The sequence below is a fragment of the Streptomyces fulvoviolaceus genome, assembly GCF_000718165.1.
Taxonomy (GTDB): Bacteria; Actinomycetota; Actinomycetes; order Streptomycetales; family Streptomycetaceae; genus Streptomyces; species Streptomyces fulvoviolaceus.
In genome coordinates this window covers 167538-191351 of sequence record NZ_JOEY01000006.1, presented here as the reverse complement: position 1 = coordinate 191351, position 23814 = coordinate 167538, and the positions used below count along the sequence as shown (strand labels likewise).

Genomic DNA, 23814 nt, shown 5'->3' with positions numbered 1-23814 from the left:
GCAACCCCTCTCCGTGGTCGGACCCCGCACGTTACTCGCGGGTGTGCCAGGCTGGTCGGCATGGAGGTGTTGCCCGTCGCGGTGGTGACCGGGGCCAACCGTGGCATCGGCCTCGACGTCGTACGACAGCTCGCGCACCGCGGCCATCACGTGGTCCTCGGCTCCCGTGACCTCGCCAAGGGGCGCGCCGCAGCCGCGCGCATCGACCCGGGCGCCGGACGGGTGACGGCCGTACAGCTCGACGTCTCCGACGGCGCGAGCGTCGCCGCCATGGCCGACCGCGTCACCCGCGAGCTCGGCCGCGCCGACGTGATCGTCAACAACGCCGCGATCCTCTACGACACCTGGGCCCAGGCCCGGACCGCCGACCTGGACGAGGTCCAACGGGCCCTGGACACCAACCTGTTCGGCGCCTGGCGGGTCACCCAGGCGCTGCTGCCGCTGCTGATGCGCAGCCCCCGTCCGCGGGTGGTCAACGTGAGCAGCGAGGGCGGCTCCCTGCAGTCGATGACCGGTGGGACTCCGGCCTACAGCGTCTCCAAGGCCTCGCTCAACGCCCTCACCCGGCTCCTGGCCGGCGAACTGCGCCGCCATCATGTGCTGGTCAACGCGGTCTGCCCGGGCTGGGTCGCCACGGACATGGGCGGCGGCGGAGGGCGGCCGGTCGCGGAGGGCGCCGCCGGCGTCGTATGGGCGGCGACGCTGCCCGACGACGGCCCGAGCGGCGGCTTCTTCCGGGACGGCCAACCGGTGCCCTGGTAGCTATCAGATCACCTTCAGCCGCACCAGCGCGCCCAGCGTCAACGCCCCCGGCACGAGCGGCAGCCAGACGGTGATGATCCGGTAGGCGAGCACCACCGCCGTGGCCACGGCCACCGGGCCGCCCGTCGCCACCAGGGCCACCACCAGCGCCGCCTCGACCGAACCGAGACCGCCCGGCGTGGGCACCAGCGCGACCGCGCACGTCGCCGCAAGATACGCGAGCGCCATGTGGACGGGCGGCACCGGCAGTCCCAACGCCAGCCCCACCGTGGCCAGTCCGGTCGCCTGCAGCGCGGGGAAGGCGAGCGAACCGCCCCACAGTGCCAGCGCCCGGGCCGGGCGGGTGTGCACCGAGCGGGCCTCGCCCAGCGCGGTCCGCAGGAAGGAGCACACGGCCGTCCGTATCCGGCGTACGAACGCGAGCACACCCGCGGCCACGACGACGGCCGCACCCAGTCCCAGCAGCAGCGGGCCGACGGCGCCGTCGGGCAGCAGCGTGCCGAGCCGCAGCGCGCCGGGGAAGGCGACGAGCAGCGCGGCCAGCAGGGTCAGCCGGCCGATCGTCTCCGCCAGCAGATACAGGGCGAGCGCGGCGGAGGAGCGGGCGAGCGGCAGCCCGCACACGGTCATGAAGCGCAGATTGACGGCGCCCGCGCCGAGGCCCGTCGGCAGCAGGTGGTTGGCCGCGCCCGCCGCGAACTGCGTGGCCAGCAGTCGCCGCCGGGGCAGCCGCTCGACGACGGCACCCTGCCGGGTGAAGGACGCGGCCACCCACGTCAGACAGGTGGCACCGACCGCGGCCAGCAGCCACGGCCACTGGGCGTGCCGCAGATGGCCGAAGCCCTCGACGAGCACGGACCGGTGCTGCACGGCGACGAAGGAGACGAGGAGGAGCGGAAGGAGAACGAGGATCTGACGGATCTGGCGGGTGGGGACGCGTCGGGGGAGTCGTCCCTCGGGAACATCGGGGAGTTGTACCGCAGTCACATCTGGAGAGGTTCTCCACCCTGTGTCAACGGCGGGTTGCGGGAGCGGGGACAGGGGCTTACGTACGGTCATCGGATCCTTCGTGCGGGGGGACATCAAGGGAGTGTTGACCTCAACAACGCTCGAGGTCCTACGTTCTCTCCCATGAGCATGGAGACCACAGCCTGGACACAGCTGCACAGTGTCATGAACGCCGAACAGGAACGCCGCCCCTTCGCCCGCGCGACCCTCCGCCGGATAGGCGCCTTCGCCCGCCCGCACCGCACCCGCATCGCGCGCTTCGTGGTGCTCGGGGTGGCGACCGCGCTGCTCGCCGTCGCGACCCCCGTCCTGGCCGGACAGGTCGTGGACGCGATCGTGTCGGGCCACGACGAGGGCATGGTCGTACGTCTGGCCCTGCTCATCGCCCTCATCGCGGTCGCGGAGGCGGCGCTCGGTGTCCTCGGCCGACGGCTTTCGGCGACGCTCGGAGAAGGACTCATCCTCGATCTGCGGACGGCTGTGTTCGATCATGTGCAGCGCATGCCGGTCGCGTTCTTCACACGCACTCGTACGGGAGCGCTCGTCTCCCGTCTCAACAACGACGTCATCGGCGCGCAGCGCGCCTTCAGCAACACCCTGTCCGGAGTGGTCAGCAACCTGGTCACCCTGCTGCTCACGCTCGTCGTCATGCTCACCCTCTCCTGGCAGATCACCCTGCTCGCCCTCGCACTGCTCCCGGTGTTCGTGATCCCGGCCCGGCGCATGGGCAGCCGCATGGCCCGCATGCAGCGGGAGGCCGCCGAACTGAACGCGGCCATGGGCACCAGGATGACCGAGCGCTTCTCGGCACCCGGCGCCACCCTGATCAAGCTCTTCGGCCGCCCCGAGCAGGAGTCCGAGGAGTTCGCGGCCCGCGCCGGCCACGTGCGGGACATCGGCGTCCGGACCGCGACCGCCCAGTCCCTGTTCATCACCGCGCTGACCCTGGTGTCGGCCCTGGCACTGGCCCTGGTCTACGGCCTCGGCGGCTGGTTCGCCCTGCGCGGCACCCTGGAGCCGGGCGCCGTCGTGGCCCTCGCCCTGCTGCTGACCCGTCTGTACGCGCCGCTCACCGCACTCGCCGGCGCCCGCGTCGAGGTGATGAGCGCCCTCGTCAGCTTCGAGCGCGTCTTCGAGGTGCTCGACCTCAAGCCGCTGATCGAGGAGAAGCCGGACGCGGTCGAGGTCCCGGCGGGCCCGGTCTCCGTCGAGTTCTCCGACGTCCGCTTCGGCTACCCGTCCGCCGACAAGGTCTCCCTGGCCTCCCTGGAAGAGGTGGCCTCCCTCGACACCCGGGGCGGCGCCGAGGTCCTGCACGGCATCTCCTTCCGCGCCGAACCCGGCCAGACGGTCGCGCTCGTCGGCTCGTCCGGCGCCGGCAAGTCGACCATCGCGCAGCTGCTGCCGCGGCTGTACGACGTCGACGCGGGTGCGGTCCGGATCGGCGAGGTCGACGTGCGGGACCTGAGCGCGGCCTCCCTGCGCTCGACTCTCGGCATGGTCACCCAGGACGGTCACCTCTTCCACGACACGGTCCGCGCGAACCTGCTGCTGGCCCGCCCGGAGGCGACCGAGACCGAACTCTGGGACGCCTTGCGACGCTCCCGCCTCGACGCCCTCGTACGGTCCCTGCCCGACGGCCTCGACACCGTGGTCGGGGAGCGCGGCTACCGGCTCTCCGGCGGCGAACGCCAGCGCATGACCATCGCCCGGCTCCTCCTGGCCCGCCAGCGTGTCGTCATCCTCGACGAGGCCACCGCCCACCTCGACAACACCTCGGAGGCCGCCGTCCAGGAGGCCCTCGCGGAGGCACTGGAGGGCAGGACGGCCGTCGTGATCGCCCACCGGCTGTCCACGGTACGGGCGGCCGACCAGATCCTGGTCGTCGAGGCCGGACGGATCGTGGAGCGGGGCACCCACGAGGAACTTCTCGCGCTCGGCGGACGGTACGCCGAGCTGTACCGGACGCAGTTCGAGCCGGGGGAGGGCGGCGCGACGGAGATAGCGGCGGCGAGCGAGGCGGTGGCATAGGCACGGGGAGGCCGTCGCCGTACCCTGACGGGCGTCGGCGCGTACCCGTCGCTTCGGGACGCGACCCTCTTCGGTGCGGAGGCGTCCCGGCTTGTTGACCTGGTGACCGCCACGGCGGGGACCTGGGCACAGGTGCCAGGACGACGCGATCGAGCGCCTCACGCAGATCCATGCGGGGAAGAAACGGACGGCGCCGTCCGTTGCGGAAGCCCGCCGTGAGCTGCAGAGGTCGCGTGCCAAGGCCGGCCGGGGCGCGGTTCGTCCGTGCGCGATCATCGCTGTTGTGCCATCCCCGCCATCACCACTCCTCGATCGACGTCGCTCGATCGCGGCGTGATCCACCTGTGACGCCCGCAGACGCAACCGGTGATGTTGTAATGAGCGTCGGGCCGTAGTGCCACGCCGAGCCGATACCGAGTGCATGACTGTCCGCAGCACTCAGCGCGGGGCAGTCCGAGCACTCGGACGGGGGAACAGGGGGACGAAACGATCATGGAGAACTTGCGGCCCGGCGATCCCACGCAGGTCGGGGACTACCGGTTGCTCCAACGGCTCGGGGCCGGGGGCATGGGGCAGGTATTCCTTGGGCGGTCGCAGCGGGGGCGTACGGTCGCCGTGAAGCTGGTCCATGCGCAGTTGGCGTACGACGCGGAATTCCGCCGCCGGTTCCGCGCGGAGGTGGCCGCAGCGCGGCGGGTGGGCGGGGAGTGGACGGCTCCGGTCCTGGACGCCGACACCGAGGCGGACACGCCCTGGGTCGCCACCGGGTATGTCGCCGGCCCCACACTGCACCAGGCGGTGACCGAGATCTGCGGGCCGCTGCCGGAGCAGTCGGTGTGGCACCTGGCCTCCGGTCTGGCGCGTGCGCTGCAGAGCATCCATGGCTGCGGGCTGGTGCACCGGGACCTCAAGCCGTCGAACGTCATGCTGACGGTCAACGGTCCCCGGGTGATCGACTTCGGTGTCGCCCGCGCGGCGGACGCCAGCGTGCTGACCCGTACCGGTGCGATGGTCGGCTCTCCGGGGTACATGTCGCCCGAGCAGATCCTGGGCAGCGAGATCACCGGGCTGAGCGACGTGTTCAGCCTCGGCCTGGTGCTGGCGTTCGCCGCTACGGGCCGACAGGCATTCGGTGGCCCGGACAGCGGAGTCCACGCGATCATGCTGCGGGTGACCGAGGGCGACCCGGACCTGGAGGGGATGCCCGAGCCGCTGGCCGAGTTCGTGGGGCGGTGCCTCGCCAAGCGGCCCGAGGACCGGATTCCGCTGCCCGAGATCGTGGCGACGGCAGAGGCAGCCACGGCGGATGCCCACTCGGACACGTGGCTTCCGGGCGCCCTGACAGCGGAGCTCGGCCGGCACGCCTCCAGCCTCCTCGACCTCGAGGCGCCGCCGCCGACCCAGGTCGACAACCCGGCCGCGGGCCGGGGCGGGGAGAACGTGCACGCCCTGCCGACCATGCAGGACGGGCGCGTCCCGCTTCCGCCGCCGGGCACTCCGACACCGGTACCGATGCCCCCGGTACCCACGCCGACGCCGACCCCCATGCCGCCGATGCCGACACCACGGATGACGGTGACCACGCCGCCGATGCCACCGGTACCGGGCGGCTTCCAGCCGGGCGGCCGTCGCAGGAGCCGGGTCGGCCCCGTGCTGCTCACTGTGGCCGCCGTCGCCGTACTCGCCATCGTCCTGGCCGTGACGCTTCCCGGCCTCAAAGGGAACGAGAACCGGGCCAACCCGGGGGCGTCCGGGGCAACTTCCTCCTCGAAGTCCCCGAAGGCGTCCCCTGCCGACTACGAGGGCAACTGGACCGGCAACGTGCGCGAGGCGGACAGCGGCCTCTACTCGGTCAAGGTGAACTACACGGGCGGGAAGCTCGGCGACCAGGTGGCCACCGTCGAATACCCCTCGCTGGCGTGCAGCGGCAGATGGATCCTCACCATGGACACCGGGCATTCGGTCCAGGTCCGAGAGGAGATCACCGAGGAGAGCAGCCCGTCGAACTGCGTCGACCAGGTCGACATCGTCCTGACCCCCTCGGGCGACGGCAGCCTGCGCTACGAGGTGACGAGTGTGGAGGACACCGGAACGCTGCAGCGCAGCAAGTGACCGGCGGCAGAACGGCGAGCCTCGCGTCGGCCTGGGTAGCGATCCTTGCGGTTGCTGGTCCTCACCGTGTGCTGCCACTCCTTGATGCGAGAGCGCACCTCGCATCCCGAACACCCGGTTCGTCTCACCCGGCTTGACGGGTGAGACATCACTCCGGCAGCGGCAATGGAGGAAGCTGCTGGTACTCGGACCGGCCCCGGTTGAGCACGGAGATCGTCGCGGCCGTCAACCATGGCACGGTCGGCCCGGCCAACCGCATCGGCTCCCACTGCTGGTAGTCGGTGAACAGCGCCCACTGTTCGATCACGGGAAGAAAGCTGATGATCTCGTGGTGCCGCAGCGACACCCAACGGTTCTCGGCCGCGACGTGCAGCAACATGCGACGGTCGGTGAGTATCGCGCGGCAGGGGGAGAAGTCGCGCCATTGAGCTTGAGCCATGGCCTGCGCCCGGTTGCGGGCGCTGTTGTTGGCGACCGTGTCCCCGACCAGCCCGGCGGCGACGAACAGCGGTGACCCGAAGTAGAAGCCCGAGCGCTGGTTATAGGTCACATTCGTGCCATAGAAGCGCGCGTAGTGCGCCGATACGTCGCCGTATGCGATCTCACCCACTTCGAGCAGCACGCCTGGAGTGGCGACCGGGGCCAACTCTCCTCCGCTGCTCAGGTGCCGGTGGAGAGAACACGCGGCCTCCCAGCCCTGCTGGTGAAGGGCGTGCAGATGATCGTCGCCTGAATTCCGATGTGGCACTGCCCCTCGCCCCCCACTGCGACACAGAACGGGTGGATCTCCGTTCGCCCTCCCATGGTGGCAGGTGAGGACGGATCGAGGCCCGAGTGTGGCGCGCGGAGCGCAGGACCTTTACGGCCCGCGTACGATCGCCTCACCCGGGGACGGGCACCCGGTCGGAGACGGCCGACTGCCGGTGTGAAGTGACCGGGATCTCCATGCAGCTCGGGGCGCCGGTCCTTACTCTGGTCGTGCTCGTCGTCGCAGGTGAGATCGAAAGACCATGAAGAGCCTGCAGTGTCTGACTGGCGAACTGTCAGCAGGGCGAGCCGTTGTAGGGTGAGAGAACAGCCCTTGACCTGCAAAAAGCAGGCAGGGAGCGAATTCAGGGAGTGCTGAATGCTGCGTACTCTGTTCAAGTCCAAGATCCACCGCGCCACCGTCACCCAGGCCGACCTGCACTACGTGGGATCGGTGACCATCGACGCCGACCTCCTCGACGCCGCCGACCTGCTGCCGGGCGAGCTCGTCCACATCGTCGACATCGCCAACGGCGCCCGCCTGGAGACCTACGTCATCGAGGGCGAGCGCGGCTCGGGCGTCATCGGGATCAACGGCGCCGCCGCCCACCTCGTCCACCCCGGCGACCTGGTGATCATCATCAGCTACGCTCAGGTGACCGACGCCGAGGCCCGGGCATTCGAACCCCGGGTCGTGCACGTGGACCGCGACAACCGCATCGTGGCCCTGGGGGCCGACCCCTCCGAACCGGTGCCGGGCTCGGACCAGGAGCGCAGCCCGCAGGCCGTGCCGGCCTGAACCCTGTTCGTCGACGACTTCCGGACCAGGAGCGTGCCCATGGGCGACATCGAGATCCGCGACGACCGGGCGGGCGGCTGCCTGGAGGCGATCGGCGGCGGCGAAGTCGTAGGCCACATCGAGTACTTCGTCCTCGAGTCCCCCGAGCGCGCCCTGGTCCCGGTGCACACGATCGTGGAACCGGCCCATGAGGGGAAGGGCATCGCGGGCTCGCTGGCGCGCGAGCTGTACGCCATCGCCGGGCGCGAGGGGATTCCCGTTGCACCGCTGTGCCCGTACGTGGTCAAGTGGGCCGAACGCCATCCCGACGAGGCTCCCGCCACCGACCCGGAGCTGCTGCGGGCGGCGAAAGAGTGGCTGGTGGCGCATCCGGACCGGTTCTGACGCGGCTGACTCTCCCGAGTTCTCCGACGAAAGGCCGACGCCGCGCATGCTCGCCCTCCTGCACACCTCGCCCGCGCACGTCCCGGTCTTCGACGCTCTGCGCGACGAGGACCACCAGGACCTGGAACTGCGGCACTTCGTCGACGAGGAACTGCTGAACCGGGCCCGTCGTGAAAGCCCCGAAGCGGTGGCGGACGACGTGCGCGCCGCCCTGAAGCAGGCCGTCGCCGAGGGCGCCGACGCCGTGCTCTGCACCTGCTCGACCATCGGCGCCGTCGCGGAGGCGGCCGCCTCCGAGGCCGGCGTGCCGGTGCTGCGCGTCGACCGTCCGATGGCGGCCGCCGCGGTGGCCGCCGGTCCACGCGTCGTCGTGCTCGCCACCGTGCACAGCACGCTCGGACCGACGGTCTCCCTGGTCGAGGAGGAGGCCCGCCGCGCCGGTGTCCGCGCCGAGGTGCGGACCCACCTGGCCGAGGAGGCCTGGCCGTTCTTCGAGGCGGGCGACATCGAGGGGTACGCACGCCGGGTCGCGGCCGCCGCCGACGAGATCACCGACGCCGACGCCATCGTCCTCGCCCAGGCCTCCATGACCCCGGCCCAGCACCTGACGACGACCACGATCCCGGTCCTGTCCAGCCCCCGCCCGGGCCTGGCCGCGGGCGCGGAAGCGGTGCGCGCCCGCTAGGTCCACCCGGGTGAGTGCCCGGGCGGCCGCCGGGTACGTGGGGGAGTAGTCCAGAGCCGACGTCAACCGACTGGCTGCCTGGAGGACACCATGACCAACCCGTACCCCGACCCAGTGGGGCCCGGCCCCACCCCGGGCCCGACTCCGGAACCCTCTCCACCCCCGGAGCCGCCCCCGGGTCCCAGGCCGACCCCGGAGCCGTCCCCGTCTCCGATCCCCCCGGGCCCGGAGCCGGTGCCGAACCCGGAACCGGGACCCCCACTCACCTGAACGAAGAGCGGTGGGCGCCGAAAATCGCCGCCCACCGCAGTTCCTTCCAGGGGCGCGGGGAACTGCGCGACCAGCCCCCACACACCCGCACTCGCGCCCCTACAGAACCATCCCACCCATCAGGCGCCGACCTCCGACCGATCCCCACCCCACAACGTGTGGAACGACCCGCCCCGATCGGTCCGCCGATACGTATGCGCACCGAAGAAGTCCCGCTGCCCCTGCGTAAGCGCCGCAGGCAGCCGCTCGGCACGCAGCGCGTCGTAGTAGGCGAGCGCCGCGGAGAACCCGGGCGTCGGCACCCCCTGCCGCGTCGCCGCGACCAGCACCTCACGCCAGTCGTCCTGCGCCGCAGCGATCTCCTGCGCGAACGTCTCGTCGGACAGCAGGCTCGGCAGGTCGGGCCGCGCCCCGTACGCCGCGCGGATCCGGTCCAGGAAGGCCGCACGGATGATGCAGCCCCCGCGCCACAGCGCGGAGACGGCCCCGAGGTCGATGTCCCAGCCGTACTCGTCGCTGCCCGCGGAGATCTCGTGGAAGCCCTGGGTGTACGACACGATCTTCGAGGCGTACAGCGCCTGCTCCACCCGGTCCGCGAAGGCGCCCGCCTCCGACTCGCTCAGCGGCGAGGCCTTCGGACCGGCCAGCCCGCGCGAGGCCTCGCGCAGCGCCGCGTGTCCGGACAGGGACCGGGCGAAGACCGCCTCCGCGATCCCGGACACCGGTACGCCCAGGTCGAGCGCGATCTGCACGGTCCAGCGGCCCGTGCCCTTCTGCTCCGCCTGGTCCACCACCACGTCCACGAAGGGCTTGCCCGTCGCCGCGTCCACGTGCGACAGCACCTCGGCCGTGATCTCGATCAGGTACGAGTCCAGCCGGCCGGTGTTCCAGGTGCGGAAGATGTCCGCGATCTGCGCGGGGGAGTATCCGGCCACGTCCCGCAGCAGCTGGTACGCCTCGCCGATGAGCTGCATGTCGGCGTACTCGATGCCGTTGTGGACCATCTTCACGAAGTGCCCGGCGCCGTCCGGACCGACGTGCGAGACGCAGGGCGCCCCGTCCGCCGCCTTCGCGGAGATCTTCTCCAGCATCGGACCGAGTGAGTCGTACGACTCGCTCGGTCCGCCCGGCATGATGCTCGGTCCGTGCAGCGCGCCCTCCTCGCCGCCGGAGACGCCCATGCCGACGAAGTGGATTCCCTGTTCGCGCAGTTCGCGCTCCCGGCGCCGGGTGTCCGCGAAGTGCGCGTTGCCGCCGTCGATGATCATGTCGCCCGGTTCGAGCAGCGGCGCGAACTCCTGGATCACCGCGTCCGTCGGCTCACCGGCCTTCACCATGATCACCAGGCGGCGCGGCCGCTCCAGTGCCACCACGAACTCCTTGGCGGTCTCCGCCGCGATGAAGTCGCCCTCGCTCCCGAACTCCTCGACCAGGGCGTGCGTGCGCGCCGCCGTCCGGTTGTGCAGCGCGACCGTATAGCCGTTGCGCGCGAAGTTGCGGGCGAGGTTGCGGCCCATGACCGCGAGCCCGGTGACGCCGATCTGGGCTGAAGTGCTCATACCGCCTGCTCCTAAAAGATCCGGTAGATCGCGTAGGTCCTGCTGTCGATCGTGCCCGTCAGTATCGTCCCCCGGACCATCCTGACGTGCCGGTACACCGATCGCACATCCGGACCCGACAGGCTTGAGTACGCACGGAACGGCCGAGTGCCTCAGTGGGTGCGCCGTCGATCCGGCCAACGGGTGCCCGTTCCGCGCCACTTGGTGGGTCAGGCGGCCGGTTGCCGTCTTGTCATGGCCTGTTAGCAGCACTTACTTTTGCCCCTCCGGACGCACGTCAAGGGGGCTCTCCATGGCCGTACGCGGCCGGCATCGCCGGTATCAGCCGAACAGAATCAACCGCGCCTCACTCACCGTCACCGCGGGCGGCGTCGGCATCGCGGTCCCGCTCATCGGCACCGGCACGGCCCAAGCGGCCGACGTGGACACCTGGAACAAGGTCGCCGCGTGCGAGTCGAGCGACAACTGGAAGATCAACACCGGCAACGGCTACTACGGCGGACTGCAGTTCACCCAGTCCACCTGGGAGGCGTACGGCGGCACGCGGTACGCGCCACGGGCCGATCTGGCCACCAAGGACCAGCAGATCGCCGTGGCCGAGAAGGTACTGGACGGACAGGGACCGGGCGCCTGGCCGGTGTGCTCGGTGCGGGCCGGGCTCGCCCGGGGCGGCGACACCCCGGACATCCATCCCGCCGGCACCACCACCGAGAAGACGTCCAAGAAGACGTCCGTGGAGGACGTGCAGCCCCAGACCACGCCCCAGTCCCGGGCCGGGACCGCCGAGATGTACACGGTCGTCCGCGGTGACTCGCTCTCCGGGATCGCCGACGCCCAGCGCGTCCGGGGCGGTTGGCAGGGGCTGTATTCCGCCAACCGGAACACCGTCGGAGCCGACCCCGACCTGATCCTGCCGGGCCAGCGGCTGAAACTGCGCGCCACCACCACGACGACCCCCACCACCGACAAGTCCCCGACGGAGAAGGCGGAGAAGTCGGAGCAGGCCTCTTCGGACACCGAGGACACGGTCGAGAAGGCCTCCACGACCAGCCGCTCACTCGTCGCCCCGGTGAACTCCTCCACCGGCACGCCGTACCACCAGGCGGGCTCCTCCTGGTCGAAGGGCTACCACACCGGCGTCGACTTCCCCGTGCCCACCGGCACCTCCGTGAAGGCGGTCGCGGCGGGGAAGGTCGTCAGCTCGGGCTGGGGCGGCTCCTTCGGCTACCAGGTGGTGATCCGGCATGCCGACGGCCGCTACACCCAGTACGCCCATCTGTCGGCGATCTCCGTGAAGTCCGGGCAGACGGTGGGCGGCGGGCAGCGCATCGGCCGCTCGGGGTCCACCGGCAACAGCTCGGGCCCGCATCTGCACTTCGAGGTGCGGACGGGGCCCGGCTTCGGTACGGACGTCGACCCGGTGGCCTACCTGAGGGCAGGCGGGGTCAGGATTTGACACGCGTCCGGTGCCGGTCCAGGACTGGCATCGGTACGTACGGGCCGCCGTAGAACGGGCCGTAGAAGAACGCGGGTTCCTCGACGGCCTCGGCCTCGGACGGCGCCGGGGCCGCGTTCGCCTGCTCCGGGACGACCGCGGACGCGGGCGCCGGGACGAACACCTCCTCGGGCACCACCGCGACCGGCTGGGGCACGACGGCCACCTGCTCCGGCAGCGGCGCGGTCTCCTCGGCGGAGGTGCGCTGGATCCGCTCGGTCGTCAGCAGGATCAGACCACCCGCGGCCACCACACCGCAGCTCAGGGCGAGCGCGGTACCCGTGGTGCCGTAGCGGAAGGTTTCGCCGAACATCGTGATGCCGACCGCGGCCGCCACCACCGGGTTCACGACCGTGAGCGTGGCCAGCGGGGCCGCGAGGCCGGCGCCCCGGTAGGCGGCCTGCGACAGCAGCAGCCCGGTCGTGGCCAGGACGCCGATCACGGCCAGGGACGGCACGTCGGCGCCCGAGATTCCGCCGGTCCAGTCGACGGCGACCGTCTTCGTGAACACCGAGGACATACCGAAGGCTATGCCGGACGCGGTCGCCAGCAGCACGCTGCGCACCACCGGGTGCCGGTGTGCGGCCCGGCCCGCGATCATCAGCGCGACCACCGCGGCCGCGGTGACCAGACCGGCGAACACCCGCTGGGGCGTGCTCAGCGACTGCGCGTCGGAGGTGCCGACCAGGGACAGCAGACCGGCGAGACCCACCGTCGCCATGATCGCGCCCCGCCAGGCGGTGGCCCCGGCCTTGCGGCGGACGAACAGCGCGGCCATGGGCAGGGCGAACACGATGGTCAGGGCGCCCAGCGGCTGGACCAGGCTCAGCGGGCCGAAGGCGAGCGCCACCACGTGCAGCAGGCCGCCGAGGCCGTTCAGCGCGACCGCAGCCCACCAGCTCGGGCGGCGCAGCGGAGCGTACTGTTCGTCGGGGTGGGACACCGCGACCTGCTCCTGCACGATCGCTCCGCCGGCGTACGCGACCGCGGAGATCAGTGACAGCAGCACGGAAAACGCGAGGGCACTCATGAGCTGCTCCTCTGCGTGAGGCGGGGGCGGTGAACCCGGCGCGACGAACGTCCGTCATCCATAACCAACACGATGCCCGGAAAAGTTCTTCCCGTCGTCGTACCTGAGCAGGCATTGGGTCCTACTGCCGATGGAGTACGACGGGCCCATTGTCCTCCCCAAGATGGGTGACATCCCCTGGGGACAACCCTCATTCCCCCTGGTACTACTGCTCTTCGTGGACCTCGACCCCGATCTCGCAGCGCTCCGGCCGCTCGGTGCTTTCTTCGTACTACGCACCACCGGAGCCCCTCGCCCGGCACTGCCGACCCTCGTGCAGACATATGAAAACGGGTCATCGGATGTTTACGGAAATCCCATGACTTTCCGCGTCCGGAAGGTCGCCGAGGCCCTCCACGCCCCCGAGTTGCGGATCGCGGCATCCATCGCCCACCAGGGCCTCGCGGCCCGGCTCTGGTCGGTGGCGCTAGGCTGCAGCGTGCTGTACGGCCGGATCCCCGACCTCGCCCCCGGCCTGCTGCACTGGGACCCCGACGGCAGCGCCCCGGACGACCTGTGGCTGTCCGCCGTGGAGCCGCTGCCCGGTGACGCGGCGACCCTCACCGAGGTCGTGCTGCACAGCCACCTCGAACCACTGACGGCCGCGCTGCACACCCGCTACCGGATCGCGACCGGGCTGCTGTGGGGCAACGCCGGATCCGCGCTGGCGGGAGCCGCCCGGCAGCTGGACGGCTGGGCGCGGGCGAACGGCCGAAGCGACGTCGGCGCCCGGGCCCGCTCGCTCACCACGGAACTCTTCGGTCACCCCCTCCTCGCCGGCACGGGCACCCGCACCGGCACCGCCTTCCGGCGCCGCAGCTGCTGCCTCTACTACCGTCTGCCGGGCGGGGGAGTATGCGGCGACTGTTGCTTCACACGAGCCCCGCGGTCTTCCCCGCGCGCCGCATCTGGGTGACCATGAGGACAACCAGCCGTTGAGACAGGGGGTTCCGGGTGCGTGTGGGCCTGCTGACCCGGGAGTACCCGCCGGACGTGTACGGCGGAGCGGGTGTCCATGTCGAGTTCCTCGCCCGGGAGTTGAGCTCCCTCGTCGACCTGGACGTGCACTGCTGGGGCGAGGTCTCCCTGAAGGAGAGGGCAGCGGGCGTGATCCGCCACCGGCCCTGGTCCGCGCTGGACACCGCCAACGACGCGCTGCGCACCTTCTCCGTGGACCTCTCCATGGCCGCCGGTCTGGAAGGCCGCGAACTGGTCCACTCCCACACCTGGTACGCCAATCTCGCCGGCCACTTCGGCAAGCTTCTGCACGGCATCCCCCACGTGATGACCGCCCACTCCCTGGAGCCCCTGCGCCCCTGGAAGGCCGAGCAACTCGGCGGCGGATACGCCCTGTCGAGCTGGGCCGAACGCACGGCGATCGAGGCCGCCGACGCCGTGGTCGCCGTCTCCGGCGCCATGCGCGAGGACATCCTCACCTGCTACCCGGCGCTGGATCCGGCCAAGGTCCACGTCGTGCACAACGGCATCGACACCGCGCTCTACCAACCCGACCACGGCACCGAGGTGTTGGGCCGCATCGGGCTCGACACGGATCGTCCGTACGTCCTGTTCGTCGGCCGTATCACCCGCCAGAAGGGTGTGCCCCATCTGCTGCGCGCGGTACGGGACATCGACCCGGCCGTGCAGGTCGTGCTGTGCGCCGGAGCGCCCGACACCCCGGAGATCGACCGGGAGTTCCGCGACCTCTTCGAGGAGCTGAGCCGGGTCCGCGCGGGCGTCCACTGGATCCCGCAGATGCTGCCGCGCCCCGAGGTGATCCAACTCCTCACGCACGCCACGGTGTTCGTCTGCCCTTCGGTGTACGAGCCTCTCGGCATCGTCAACCTCGAGGCGATGGCCTGCGGGACCCCCGTCGTGGCATCCCGGGTCGGCGGCATCCCCGAGGTCGTGGACGACGGCAAGACCGGGGTACTGGTCTCCGTGGACGATGACTTCGAGACGAACCTCGCGCGGGCGCTGGACTCGGTCGTCGGCGACCCGGAGGCCGCGCGGCGGATGGGCGAGGCCGGACGGGAGCGTGCGGTGGGCGAGTTCGGCTGGGACGCCGTCGCCCGGCGCACGGTCAGGCTCTACGAGGAGATCCTCAAACAGGCGTACTAGGCCCCAGGCAAGGGCAGGCATGGGTCAACCAGGGTGAGGGGAGCGGCCATGCGTCGTGGCGGACCTTCGGTGCTCGGAATCGTACTCGCGGGCGGAGAGGGCAAACGCCTGATGCCCTTGACCGCGGACCGCGCCAAACCAGCGGTCACCTTCGGCGGCACGTATCGCCTGGTCGACTTCGTGCTCTCCAACCTGGTCAACGCCGACATCCTGCGCATCTGCGTCCTCACGCAGTACAAGTCGCACTCGCTGGACCGGCACATCACCACCACCTGGCGGATGTCCAGTCTGCTCGGCAACTACGTCACACCGGTCCCGGCGCAGCAGCGCCTCGGCCCGCGCTGGTACCTGGGCAGCGCGGACGCGATCCTGCAGTCCCTGAACCTGATCTACGACGAACGCCCCGAGTACGTCGCCGTGTTCGGCGCCGACCACGTGTACCGCATGGACCCGCGGCAGATGCTCGCCCAGCACCTGGAGAGCGGCGCGGGCGTGACAGTGGCCGGCATACGCGTGCCGCGCACCGAGTCCTCCTCCTTCGGTGTCATCAGCCCGGGCTCGGACGGCCTGACCGTCGAACGCTTCCTGGAGAAGCCCGCCGACCCGCCCGGCCTCGCGGACGACCCCGAGTGCGTCTTCGCCTCGATGGGCAACTACATCTTCACCACCAAGGCCCTGATCGAGGCGCTGCAGCGGGACGCCGAGGACAAGCACTCCGTGCACGACATGGGTGGCTCGATCCTGCCCCAGCTCACCGACCGCGGCGAGGCCCAGCTCTACGACTTCAGCGCCAACCACGTCCCCGGCGAGACCCTCCGTGACCAGGGCTACTGGCGGGACGTCGGCACCCTCGACGCCTACTACGACGCCCACATGGACCTCATCGCCGAGCGCCCCGCCTTCAACCTCTTCAACCGCAGCTGGCCCATCTACACCAGTTCCGGCCAGCTCTCCCCGGCCCGCTTCAACGCCGGCGGGATCGCCAGCGAGTCCATCATCAGCGCGGGCTGCCTCATCAGGGGGCAGGTCACGCGGTCGGTGCTGTCACCCGGTGTCGTGGTCGACCCCGGAGCGGTGGTCCAGGGGTCGGTGCTGCACGACAACGTCAAGATAGGGCGGGGTGCGGTGGTGCGCGGCGCCGTCCTCGACAAGAACGTCGAGGTACCGCCCGGCGCGACGATCGGCGTGAATCCGGAGCGGGACACCGATCTGTACACCGTGTCCAAGGGCGGAGTGATCGCCCTGGGGAAGGGGCAGCAGGTCCCCTGAGTCTCTGGCCGGCCTCGGTGCGCGTCCCGCGCACCGAGGCCGTTGTCATGTCCCCGGACCAGATACGGAGTCCGTCGTCATACGGGTCACCTTCAACGAGGGCTGGGCCGGTACGACGTCGGACGTATCGCCGAGCAGGCGAAGGCATGAGACCCGACCCGTCTGGTCGACGGCCAGTCGGGCCCCAACCTCGGGGCCGACGGCAACGCCGGCGCCATCATGAACGAGCGTGGGCTGCCCAGAAACCACAGATTGATTACATCAGCCACACGAGTCCCGCCCCTTTCGGGAGGGGTCGGACTTAATCTGCTGTTAACTGTGCGTAGCTTGATCGTACTTGACCGTAATCGGCTGCGGGCTGTTGACTGCTGGCTTCACCCGTCGTCGACGCGAGGCAAGCCATTGACTTCTGACCTGCTCGCCCCTCTCGACCTTGCGTTCTGGAACATCGAGTCCGCGGAACACCCCATGCACCTGGGTGCCCTCGGCGTCTTCTCGGCCCACACACCCACCGCCGGCGCCCATGCGGCCGACCTGCTCGCCTCCCGTGCGGCCGCCGTGCCCGGGCTGCGGATGCGGATCCGGGACGTGTGGCAGCCGCTCGCCTTCGGAAGCGCCGCCCGCGAGACCGACCCCGAGTTCGACCCCCTCAACCACGTCCGGCTGCACGCCCCGACCCCGGACTTCCACGCGATCGCGGGCCGGCTCATGGAGCGCCCGCTGGAGCGCGGCCGGCCGCCGTGGGAGGCGCACGTGCTGCCGGGGGAGGACGGCGTCTCGTTCGCCGTGCTGTTCAAGTTCCACCACGCCCTGGCCGACGGCCTGCGGGCGCTGACGCTCGCCGCCGCCGTCCTGGACCCGATGGACCTGCCTGCGCGCAGGCCGCGTCCGGCGGAGCCGTCGCGCGGCTTCCTCCCCGACGTGCGCAAACTGCCGGGGCTCGTGCGCGGCACCGTGTCCGACGTCGGACGGGCCCTCGACATCGGCGCCTCCGTCGCCCTGTCCAGCCTCGGTGTGCGCTCCTCGCCCGCGTTCACCGCCGAGCCCAGCGGCACCCGCTGTACCGCCGGAGTGGTCGTCGACATCGACGACGTGCACCGCGTCCGCAAGACCGTCGGCGGCACCGTCAACGACGTGCTGATCGCGATCGTCGCGGGCGCCCTGCGCCGCTGGCTCGACGAACGCGGCGACGGCAGCGACGGCGTCGCGCCCCGCGCCCTGATCCCCGTCTCCAGGCGCCGCCCCCGCACCGCGCACCCACAGGGCAACCGGCTCTCCGGTTACCTGATACGGCTCCCGGTCGACAACCCTGACCCGCTGGCCCGCCTCGAAACGGTCCGCACGGCCATGGACCGCAACAAGGACGCCGGCTCCAACCGGGGCGCGGGCGCCGTCGCCCTGCTCGCCGACCACGTCCCGGCGCTCGGCCACCGTCTCGGCGGGCCCCTGGTCGGTCAGGCGGCCCGGCTCTGGTTCGACATCCTGGTCACCAGCGTGCCGCTGCCCGGCATCGGCCTGAAGCTGGGCGGCAACCCGGTGACGGAGGTCTTTCCCTTCGCGCCGCTGGCCCGCGGCCAGTCCCTCGCGGTCGCGATCTCGACGTACCGGGGACAGGTCCACTACGGGCTCGTCGCCGACGCGAAGGCCGTACCAGATCTCGACCTGCTCGCCCGCGCCGTGTCCGAGGAGGTGGAGGCGCTCATCGCCGCCTGCGGTCCTTGATCGTCACGGGTTTATGGAAAGGGCCCGCGCTGAAGTAAAATCGCCTGTTCGAAAGCGGACGCGGTCGGAGCGCCGCACGGGTGATCGGGAAACGGCAGCGCGATGACGGTGACAGAGGACGGCTCGGCGACCATGGACGAGGTCGTGTACGGGCCCGGCATCGACCCGGAGCGGCTGGCCGTCTGCCTCAGCGTGCTCGAGGAGCTCGACAAGCTGGAGGTCGACCACCCCGACGCGATCGCGGTGCGCCGGGCCACCGCGGGCGTCTACCGGACCGTCAAGCAGCGCCGCCGCCAGGATCGCCGGGCCGCCAAGACCGCGCACGACAAGGCGGTCACGGAGGCCACGGCGACCGGCTCAGCCCAGCGCATCGACGACGAGACCGAGGGCATCCTGCCGTCGTCGGTCACGGAGGAGGGCAGGATCGCGGGGATACTCCAGCGCCCGCGCTCCTGCTACACCTGCAAGACCCGGTACGTGGAAGTCGACTACTTCTACCACCAGCTCTGTCCCGAGTGCGCCCGCCTGAACCGCGACAAGCGCGACGTCCGCGCCGACCTCACCGGTAAGCGCGCCCTGCTCACCGGCGGGCGCGCCAAGATCGGCATGTACATCGCGCTGCGGCTCCTGCGCGACGGCGCCCACACGACGATCACGACCCGCTTCCCCAAGGACGCCATCCGCCGCTTCAAGGCCATGGACGACTCGGGGGACTGGATGCACCGCCTCGAGGTCGTCGGCATCGACCTGCGCGACCCGGCGCAGGCCGTGGCCCTCGCCGGCCAGGTCGCCGAGGCGGGCCCCCTCGACATCCTCGTCAACAACGCGACGCAGACCGTACGCCGCCTGGCCTCCGCCTACGCCGCCCTGGTCGACGGCGAGAGCGCCCCGCTGCCCGCGGGTGAACTGCCCGCCCACCATGTCATCGGTGCCTTCGGCTCCGGCGCGGTCGACGGACTGGCCACGCTGCCCGCCGGGATCTCCGGCATCGACGCGCAGCAGGTCGCCGATCTCGCCCTGGTCGCGGGCAACGCCAGCATCGCCCGGCACCTCGACGGCACCGCCATCGACGCGGGCGGCCTCGTCCCCGACGTCGTCGACACCAACACCTGGGTGCAGACCATCGAGCAGATCTCCCCGGTGGAGCTCCTCGAGACCCAGCTGTGCAACTACACGGCGCCGTTCATCCTGATCAGCGCGCTGCGTCCGGCCATGGCCGGAGCCGCGAAGAAGGCGGCGAGCGGACGTGCGTACGTCGTGAACGTCTCCGCGATGGAGGGCGTCTTCGGCCGCGGCTACAAGGGCGCCGGCCACCCGAACACCAACGCCGCCAAGGCCGCGATGAACATGGTGACGCGGACCAGCGGCCAGGAGATGTTCCAGACCGACGGCATCCTCATGACCTCCGTCGACACCGGCTGGATCACCGACGAGCGCCCCCACTACGACAAGCTGCGCCTCGCCGAGGAGGGCTTCCACGCCCCGCTCGACCTGGTCGACGGCGCGGCCCGGGCCTACGATCCGATTGTGCGCGGCGAGCAGGGCGAGGACCTGTACGGCGTCTTCCTGAAGGACTACGCGCCCGGGAAGTGGTGACGCGCCGGCCGTGACGTGTGCCGCGGCGTCCGTAGGGAACCCGGACCCTGGTGAGTACCGCGCCGGGAGTTGTCATGACCAGTCCGCACAGCATCGATCCGCGGGCCTTCAGTGATCCGCGCAACCACTACCCGACCGACGAGGAGTTCTACGCGAGCGACCGCCCGGCCCACCCGGCCCTGCCGGAGGACCGGCCGCGCGGTGGTCCCAGTGATCCGCTCAAGCACCCCTGGACCTGGGGCTCGGTCGCGTTCGTCGCCTTCTGGGTCCTGATCCTCCTCATGGGCATCGCGCTGTTCCCGTGAGGGGTCCGAAGCCGCCGTCAGGAATGAGGTGGGGCGTATGACCGCAGACGGTCGTGGACGGCGTACCCGCCCTGGTGCGCCGCCCTGACCCGCGTCCCCCCGTCCACCAGCAGATCCGCCCCGGTCACCCACTCCGCCGCGTCCGAGGCCAGCCACACCACGGCCCGTGCCACGTCCGCCGGCTCCCCGATCCGCCCGAGCGGCAGCCCGGCGGCGACCTGCTCCTCGCCGGGCTCCCACACGAAGCGGGCCATCTCGGTGCGGACGAGACCGGGGGAGACGGAGTTGACCCGCACCTTGGGGGCCAGTTCGCCCGCCAGCTGCCGGGTCAGATGCAGCAGGGCCGCCTTGCTGGTGCCGTACGCGCCGATGTGCGGTCCCACATGCGTCGCGCCCTCCGTGCAGATGTTGACCACCGCACCGCCGTGCTCCCGCATCCACGCCCGCCACGCCCCCTGCACGAGCCGCAGTGGTGCCTCGACGTTGACGGTGAACGCCTCGCGCCACCCCTCCGGATCGATGCCCATGAGCGGTCCGTACGGCAGGTTCGTCGCCGCGTTGTTGACCACGACGTCGATCCGGCCGAACTCGCGCAGGGTCAGCTCCACGACCGCCCGCAGATGGGCCGGGTCGGCGACGCTGCCCGCGAGGCCGATACCGCCCAGCTCGGCAGCGGCCGTACGGACGTCGTCGGTGTCCCGCGCCGTCACGCACACCAGCGCCCCGGCTGCGGACAGCTGCCGGGCGATCTCACGCCCGATCCCGCGTGTGCCCCCGGTGACGACGGCGGCCCTTCCTCGAAGTCCGTACGGCGACGTCATCGGCGTACCGTCTCATGACGGACCGTCAGTCGACAGCCCCGAGGCGGGAGTTCCGCGCCGCCACCAGTTCCAGCACCGTGCGCCAGTCCTCCAGGACCCCGGCGTCGAACCCCGCGCCCCAGCTCTCCTCGTCCGCCATGCGCAGGCGCAGCAGGTCGTCGTCGGTGGCGGGGCCGTGATGGCGTACCAGACGGTAGACCCGCTCGCCGAGCAGCGGTCGTACGGCTTCGGCCGCGCTCTGTCCCCGGCCGGCCTCGTCGCCGGGGGACAGCAGCTGCCCGATGTCGTGCACCAGCCCCGCCACCTGGAGCTCCTTGTCCGCGGGGCGGCTGCGGCGCAGCAGCGCGGCGGTCCGCAGCGCGTGTTGGTGCCGGCACGCGTACAGCAGATCCATCAGCTCGTCGACACTGCGCAGCTCCATACGTCAGTCCTTCCGCCGGACCAGCCGTTGCCGTACGTCAGCAGATCATGGGCGGCTTGCGATTCGGCCAACGGGACTTGAACTGCGCGGCCCCGGTTCCTCGAAGGCCTGATCGGCCCTGTAGGCCGGGCGGGTGACTCCCAAACCGCGCATCATGTAACAAAAATGGGCAGACCATGGCCGAAAGACCGAGGGTGACTCGCGATAGTTACCCTTTGTTTTCAGCCCCATCGAGCGGACCCCCGCTCATTTGGTTAATCTGTAGCAGACGGACGGCAGTACGGGGTCCTACCCACACCCATAGTCCGTCCCGGGACAAGCCGGTCACCACGGCCTGATCTCACACGAGTTACCGGCGCCACCGCGTCCGAACTGCTTTCGACTCAGACCCGAGCGGACGTCCGGCACCAGACCGCGGAAGCGGGCCCGTGCGTCCCGAGGGTGACCGACACATAAGGAGTGCGCGGTGACACCGGAGAAGACGAATCGCGAACAACGCCCCAAGGAACGCACGGAGCGTGCGGGCCGCCGGCCAGGAGAGCTCGGCAGCCTGGACGTGTGGGCCCGGTCCGCCCCCATCCGCCTCGCGGGCTACGAGGACGACCTCGCCGAGCCCCACATCCTGCCCAGCGTGGACTGACCGGCAGGACCCTTCGCGATCGCCGACTGCATGGGCGTGCCAGACTCACGCCCATGCAGATCAGAGAAGCCGCGGCCGAGGACTGGCCGCGGATCTGGCCTTTCTGGCACCGGATCGTGGCTGCCGGCGAGACCTACACCTGGGACCCGGACACCTCCGAAGAAGCCGCCCGCGCCCTGTGGATGAACCCGGCCAAGCGCGTCTTCGTCGTCGAGGGCGACGGCGGAGCCGTGGTCGCCTCCGCCTACGTCACCCCCAACTACGCCGGCCCCGCCGCCCGCATCGCCAACGCCGGCTTCATGGTCGACCCCGACCAGGGCGGCCGGGGCTACGGCCGCGCCCTCGCCGAACACGTGCTGGCCGCCGCCAAGGCCGACGGCTACCGGGGCATGGTGTTCAACGCCGTCGTCGAGACCAACCCGGCCGTGCAGCTCTGGACCTCCTTCGGCTTCACGATCCTCGGCACCGTGCCGGACGCGTACGAACACCCCCGGCACGGGCGGGTCGGGCTGCACATCATGTACAAGGCCCTCTGAAGCCCGACCCGGCTCAGTCGAGCGGCGCCGTCCGCTCCCACGGGTGCCGTCGCTCCAGCTCCGCCGCAACCTCCAGCAGTACCGTCTCCGACCCCGGCCGCGCCACCAGCTGCACGGCGCAGGGGGCGCCGGAGGGCAGCGTGCCGAACGGGACCGCCATCGCGGGCCAGCCGGTGAGGTTCCAGGGCGGGGTCAGCGGCGAGTAGTTGGTGTTGACCAGGATGTTGCGCAGCCAGCCGCGCTCGTGCCAGGGGTCGGCCTTCGGGGAGCGGCGGGCGAGCGCCGGCAGCAGCAGTACGTCGTGCTCGGCGAAGAACGGCTCCAGGCGCCGGCGCAGTTCCTCCCGCCCCTTGCCGGCGCGCACACCGGACACGAAGCGCCGCCCCACCGCCGCGTGCACCCGGGTGCGTCGCGTCAGCTGCTTCGGGTCGAGGCCCTCGGCGTCCACGGACGTGCCCGCCGTCCAGTGCTGGAGCGAGGTGAAACCCAGCGACAGCGGGTACGGCGGGTCGGCGCGCCGCACCTGATGGCCCGCCTTGATGAGCAGCCCGGCCGCCTCCCGGACGGCGGCCGTATACGGCTTGCCGATGGTGACCCCGGCGATCGGGCTGCGCAGCGAGACGGCCACCTTGAGCATGGCGGGCTCGTCCGGCCGTACGAACTCGGTGTCGGCAATGACCGAAAGCAGCAGTCGGGCGTCCTCGACCGTGGTCGCGAGGGGGCCGTTCTCGGACATGCCGAACCAGTTGCTGTCGTCGATGGGGGGAGCCACTCCGGGGCCCGGCTTCAGGGTGACCAGGCCGCAGTTGGCCGCCGGGATGCGCAGGGAGCCCATGCCGTCGTTGCCGAGGGCGATCGGCACCAGGCCCGCGGCGACCGCGGCCGCACTGCCGCCGGACGAGCCGCCCGCCGTGCGCGAGGTGTCCCAGGGGTTGCGGGCCGTGCCGTGGACGCCCTCCGTGGTGCCGAAGACGCAGAGTTCCGGCACGTTCGTCAGGCCCACGACCACCGCACCAGCCGCCCGCAGCCGGGCCACGGTGACGTGGTCGTGGTCGGAGGGCGTGTCAGGGGTCGCGGCGGAACCGATGCGCATGCTCTCACCGCGCACGGCGAGGTTGTCCTTGACGGCCACGGGCACCCCGGCCAGGGGCAGTTCGGCCAGGTCGCCGCGCGCGGCCACCTCGTCGGCCTCGGCGAGCGCCGCCTCCGCGCGCACCACACGGAAGGCCCCGATACGGCCGTCCAGCCGCTCGATCCGGGCGAGGTGCTCGGCCACCACCTCGCGGGGCGTGGCCCGCTTCTCCTGCACGGCGGCGGCGATCTCGGCGGCGGTGCGGCCGATCCAGCTGGTCACGGGGTGCTCCTCGGGAGTACTGGCGAGTACGTAGGGAGAACTGTGCCCCTGCTCGGGCGTCGCGTCGAGAGGGACCCGCCCTTGGACATTCGGGCTGCTCTTCTTGGA

General features: G+C 71.1%; 22 protein-coding genes. 15 read left to right on the top strand and 7 right to left on the bottom strand.

Annotated features, from left to right (window positions below):
- The first annotated feature begins 60 nt into the window (after window positions 1–60).
- Window positions 61–762, top strand: a complete 702-nt coding sequence (locus tag IG08_RS0108480) for an SDR family oxidoreductase (protein WP_030598317.1) — start codon at window positions 61–63, stop codon at window positions 760–762.
- A gap of 3 nt (window positions 763–765) precedes the next feature.
- On the opposite strand, the gene IG08_RS0108475 is transcribed toward IG08_RS0108480, so the two are convergent.
- Window positions 766–1749, bottom strand: a complete 984-nt coding sequence (locus IG08_RS0108475; protein ID WP_234342827.1) for a lysylphosphatidylglycerol synthase transmembrane domain-containing protein — start codon at window positions 1747–1749, stop codon at window positions 766–768.
- A 150-nt stretch (window positions 1750–1899) separates the two neighbouring features.
- On the opposite strand from IG08_RS0108475, the gene IG08_RS0108470 reads away from it, so the two are divergent.
- The gene (locus IG08_RS0108470; RefSeq protein ID WP_030598313.1) at window positions 1900–3801 is read left to right on the top strand and encodes an ABC transporter ATP-binding protein; all 1902 of its coding nucleotides are present in this window, start codon (window positions 1900–1902) and stop codon (window positions 3799–3801) included.
- 492 nt (window positions 3802–4293) lie between these two features.
- The gene (locus IG08_RS0108465) at window positions 4294–5913 is read left to right on the top strand and encodes a serine/threonine-protein kinase (RefSeq protein ID WP_030598310.1); all 1620 of its coding nucleotides are present in this window, start codon (window positions 4294–4296) and stop codon (window positions 5911–5913) included.
- Between the two features lie 148 nt (window positions 5914–6061).
- On the opposite strand, the gene IG08_RS0108460 is transcribed toward IG08_RS0108465, so the two are convergent.
- Window positions 6062–6535 (bottom strand): hypothetical protein, encoded by a 474-nt coding sequence (locus IG08_RS0108460; RefSeq protein ID WP_052424534.1) that lies wholly within the window; start codon window positions 6533–6535, stop codon window positions 6062–6064.
- Window positions 6536–7039: 504 nt separating this feature from the next.
- Here IG08_RS0108460 and panD point away from each other — a divergent pair.
- From panD to IG08_RS0108445, 3 genes are read left to right on the top strand one after another with little or no spacing between them, the layout of a single operon-like run.
- Complete coding sequence (gene panD / locus IG08_RS0108455; protein ID WP_030598307.1) at window positions 7040–7459, top strand: aspartate 1-decarboxylase; 420 nt, start codon at window positions 7040–7042, stop codon at window positions 7457–7459.
- 39 nt (window positions 7460–7498) lie between these two features.
- Entirely contained in the window at window positions 7499–7843 is a 345-nt protein-coding gene (locus IG08_RS0108450) for a GNAT family N-acetyltransferase (protein ID WP_030598306.1), read from the top strand.
- A gap of 46 nt (window positions 7844–7889) precedes the next feature.
- Window positions 7890–8528, top strand: coding sequence for an aspartate/glutamate racemase family protein (locus tag IG08_RS0108445; protein ID WP_030598303.1), 639 nt, complete (start codon window positions 7890–7892; stop codon window positions 8526–8528).
- Window positions 8529–8917: 389 nt separating this feature from the next.
- Here IG08_RS0108445 and gndA read toward each other — a convergent pair whose 3' ends face one another.
- A complete protein-coding gene (gene gndA, locus IG08_RS0108440) occupies window positions 8918–10357 on the bottom strand; it encodes an NADP-dependent phosphogluconate dehydrogenase (protein WP_030598300.1) in 1440 nt (479 codons plus the stop codon).
- A 292-nt stretch (window positions 10358–10649) separates the two neighbouring features.
- Here gndA and IG08_RS0108430 point away from each other — a divergent pair, with 292 nt between their 5' ends.
- Window positions 10650–11813, top strand: a complete 1164-nt coding sequence (locus IG08_RS0108430; protein WP_030598298.1) for a transglycosylase family protein — start codon at window positions 10650–10652, stop codon at window positions 11811–11813.
- Here IG08_RS0108430 and IG08_RS0108425 read toward each other — a convergent pair.
- A complete protein-coding gene (locus tag IG08_RS0108425) occupies window positions 11803–12882 on the bottom strand; it encodes a DMT family transporter (protein WP_030598295.1) in 1080 nt (359 codons plus the stop codon). The two genes, IG08_RS0108430 and IG08_RS0108425, sit on opposite strands and share 11 nt — an antisense overlap.
- Window positions 12883–13081: 199 nt before the next feature.
- On the opposite strand from IG08_RS0108425, the gene IG08_RS0108420 reads away from it, so the two are divergent.
- The 6 genes from IG08_RS0108420 to IG08_RS0108395 all read left to right on the top strand — a co-directional run bounded on the left by IG08_RS0108420 (window position 13082) and on the right by IG08_RS0108395 (window position 19934).
- A complete protein-coding gene (locus IG08_RS0108420) occupies window positions 13082–13837 on the top strand; it encodes a (2Fe-2S)-binding protein (RefSeq protein ID WP_030598294.1) in 756 nt (251 codons plus the stop codon).
- 38 nt (window positions 13838–13875) lie between these two features.
- On the top strand, window positions 13876–15042 hold the full coding sequence (gene glgA / locus IG08_RS0108415) for a glycogen synthase (protein WP_030598290.1): 1167 nt from the start codon (window positions 13876–13878) through the stop codon (window positions 15040–15042).
- Window positions 15043–15090: 48 nt separating this feature from the next.
- The gene (glgC, locus tag IG08_RS0108410) at window positions 15091–16311 is read left to right on the top strand and encodes a glucose-1-phosphate adenylyltransferase (RefSeq protein WP_030598288.1); all 1221 of its coding nucleotides are present in this window, start codon (window positions 15091–15093) and stop codon (window positions 16309–16311) included.
- Window positions 16312–16713: 402 nt separating this feature from the next.
- The gene (locus IG08_RS0108405) at window positions 16714–18033 is read left to right on the top strand and encodes a WS/DGAT/MGAT family O-acyltransferase (RefSeq protein WP_030598286.1); all 1320 of its coding nucleotides are present in this window, start codon (window positions 16714–16716) and stop codon (window positions 18031–18033) included.
- Between the two features lie 102 nt (window positions 18034–18135).
- Window positions 18136–19629, top strand: a complete 1494-nt coding sequence (locus IG08_RS0108400) for an SDR family NAD(P)-dependent oxidoreductase (protein ID WP_030598284.1) — start codon at window positions 18136–18138, stop codon at window positions 19627–19629.
- A 74-nt stretch (window positions 19630–19703) separates the two neighbouring features.
- Entirely contained in the window at window positions 19704–19934 is a 231-nt protein-coding gene (locus IG08_RS0108395) for a hypothetical protein (protein ID WP_030598282.1), read from the top strand.
- A gap of 17 nt (window positions 19935–19951) precedes the next feature.
- Here the strand turns inward: IG08_RS0108395 and IG08_RS0108390 are convergent, their stop codons facing one another.
- Entirely contained in the window at window positions 19952–20755 is an 804-nt protein-coding gene (locus IG08_RS0108390) for an SDR family oxidoreductase (RefSeq protein ID WP_030598280.1), read from the bottom strand.
- A 25-nt stretch (window positions 20756–20780) separates the two neighbouring features.
- Window positions 20781–21176 carry an HD domain-containing protein gene (locus IG08_RS0108385; protein ID WP_030598277.1) on the bottom strand — a complete coding sequence of 132 codons (396 nt, stop codon included), beginning with the start codon at window positions 21174–21176 and terminating at the stop codon, window positions 20781–20783.
- A 466-nt stretch (window positions 21177–21642) separates the two neighbouring features.
- Here IG08_RS0108385 and IG08_RS58865 point away from each other — a divergent pair, with 466 nt between their 5' ends.
- Together IG08_RS58865 and IG08_RS0108375 are read left to right on the top strand one after the other, a co-directional pair.
- Entirely contained in the window at window positions 21643–21816 is a 174-nt protein-coding gene (locus IG08_RS58865; RefSeq protein ID WP_106980896.1) for a hypothetical protein, read from the top strand.
- A 53-nt stretch (window positions 21817–21869) separates the two neighbouring features.
- Window positions 21870–22352, top strand: coding sequence for a GNAT family N-acetyltransferase (locus IG08_RS0108375; RefSeq protein ID WP_030598275.1), 483 nt, complete (start codon window positions 21870–21872; stop codon window positions 22350–22352).
- A 13-nt stretch (window positions 22353–22365) separates the two neighbouring features.
- Here IG08_RS0108375 and IG08_RS0108370 read toward each other — a convergent pair whose 3' ends face one another.
- Window positions 22366–23706 carry an amidase gene (locus tag IG08_RS0108370; RefSeq protein WP_030598272.1) on the bottom strand — a complete coding sequence of 447 codons (1341 nt, stop codon included), beginning with the start codon at window positions 23704–23706 and terminating at the stop codon, window positions 22366–22368.
- Window positions 23707–23814: the final 108 nt, after the last annotated feature.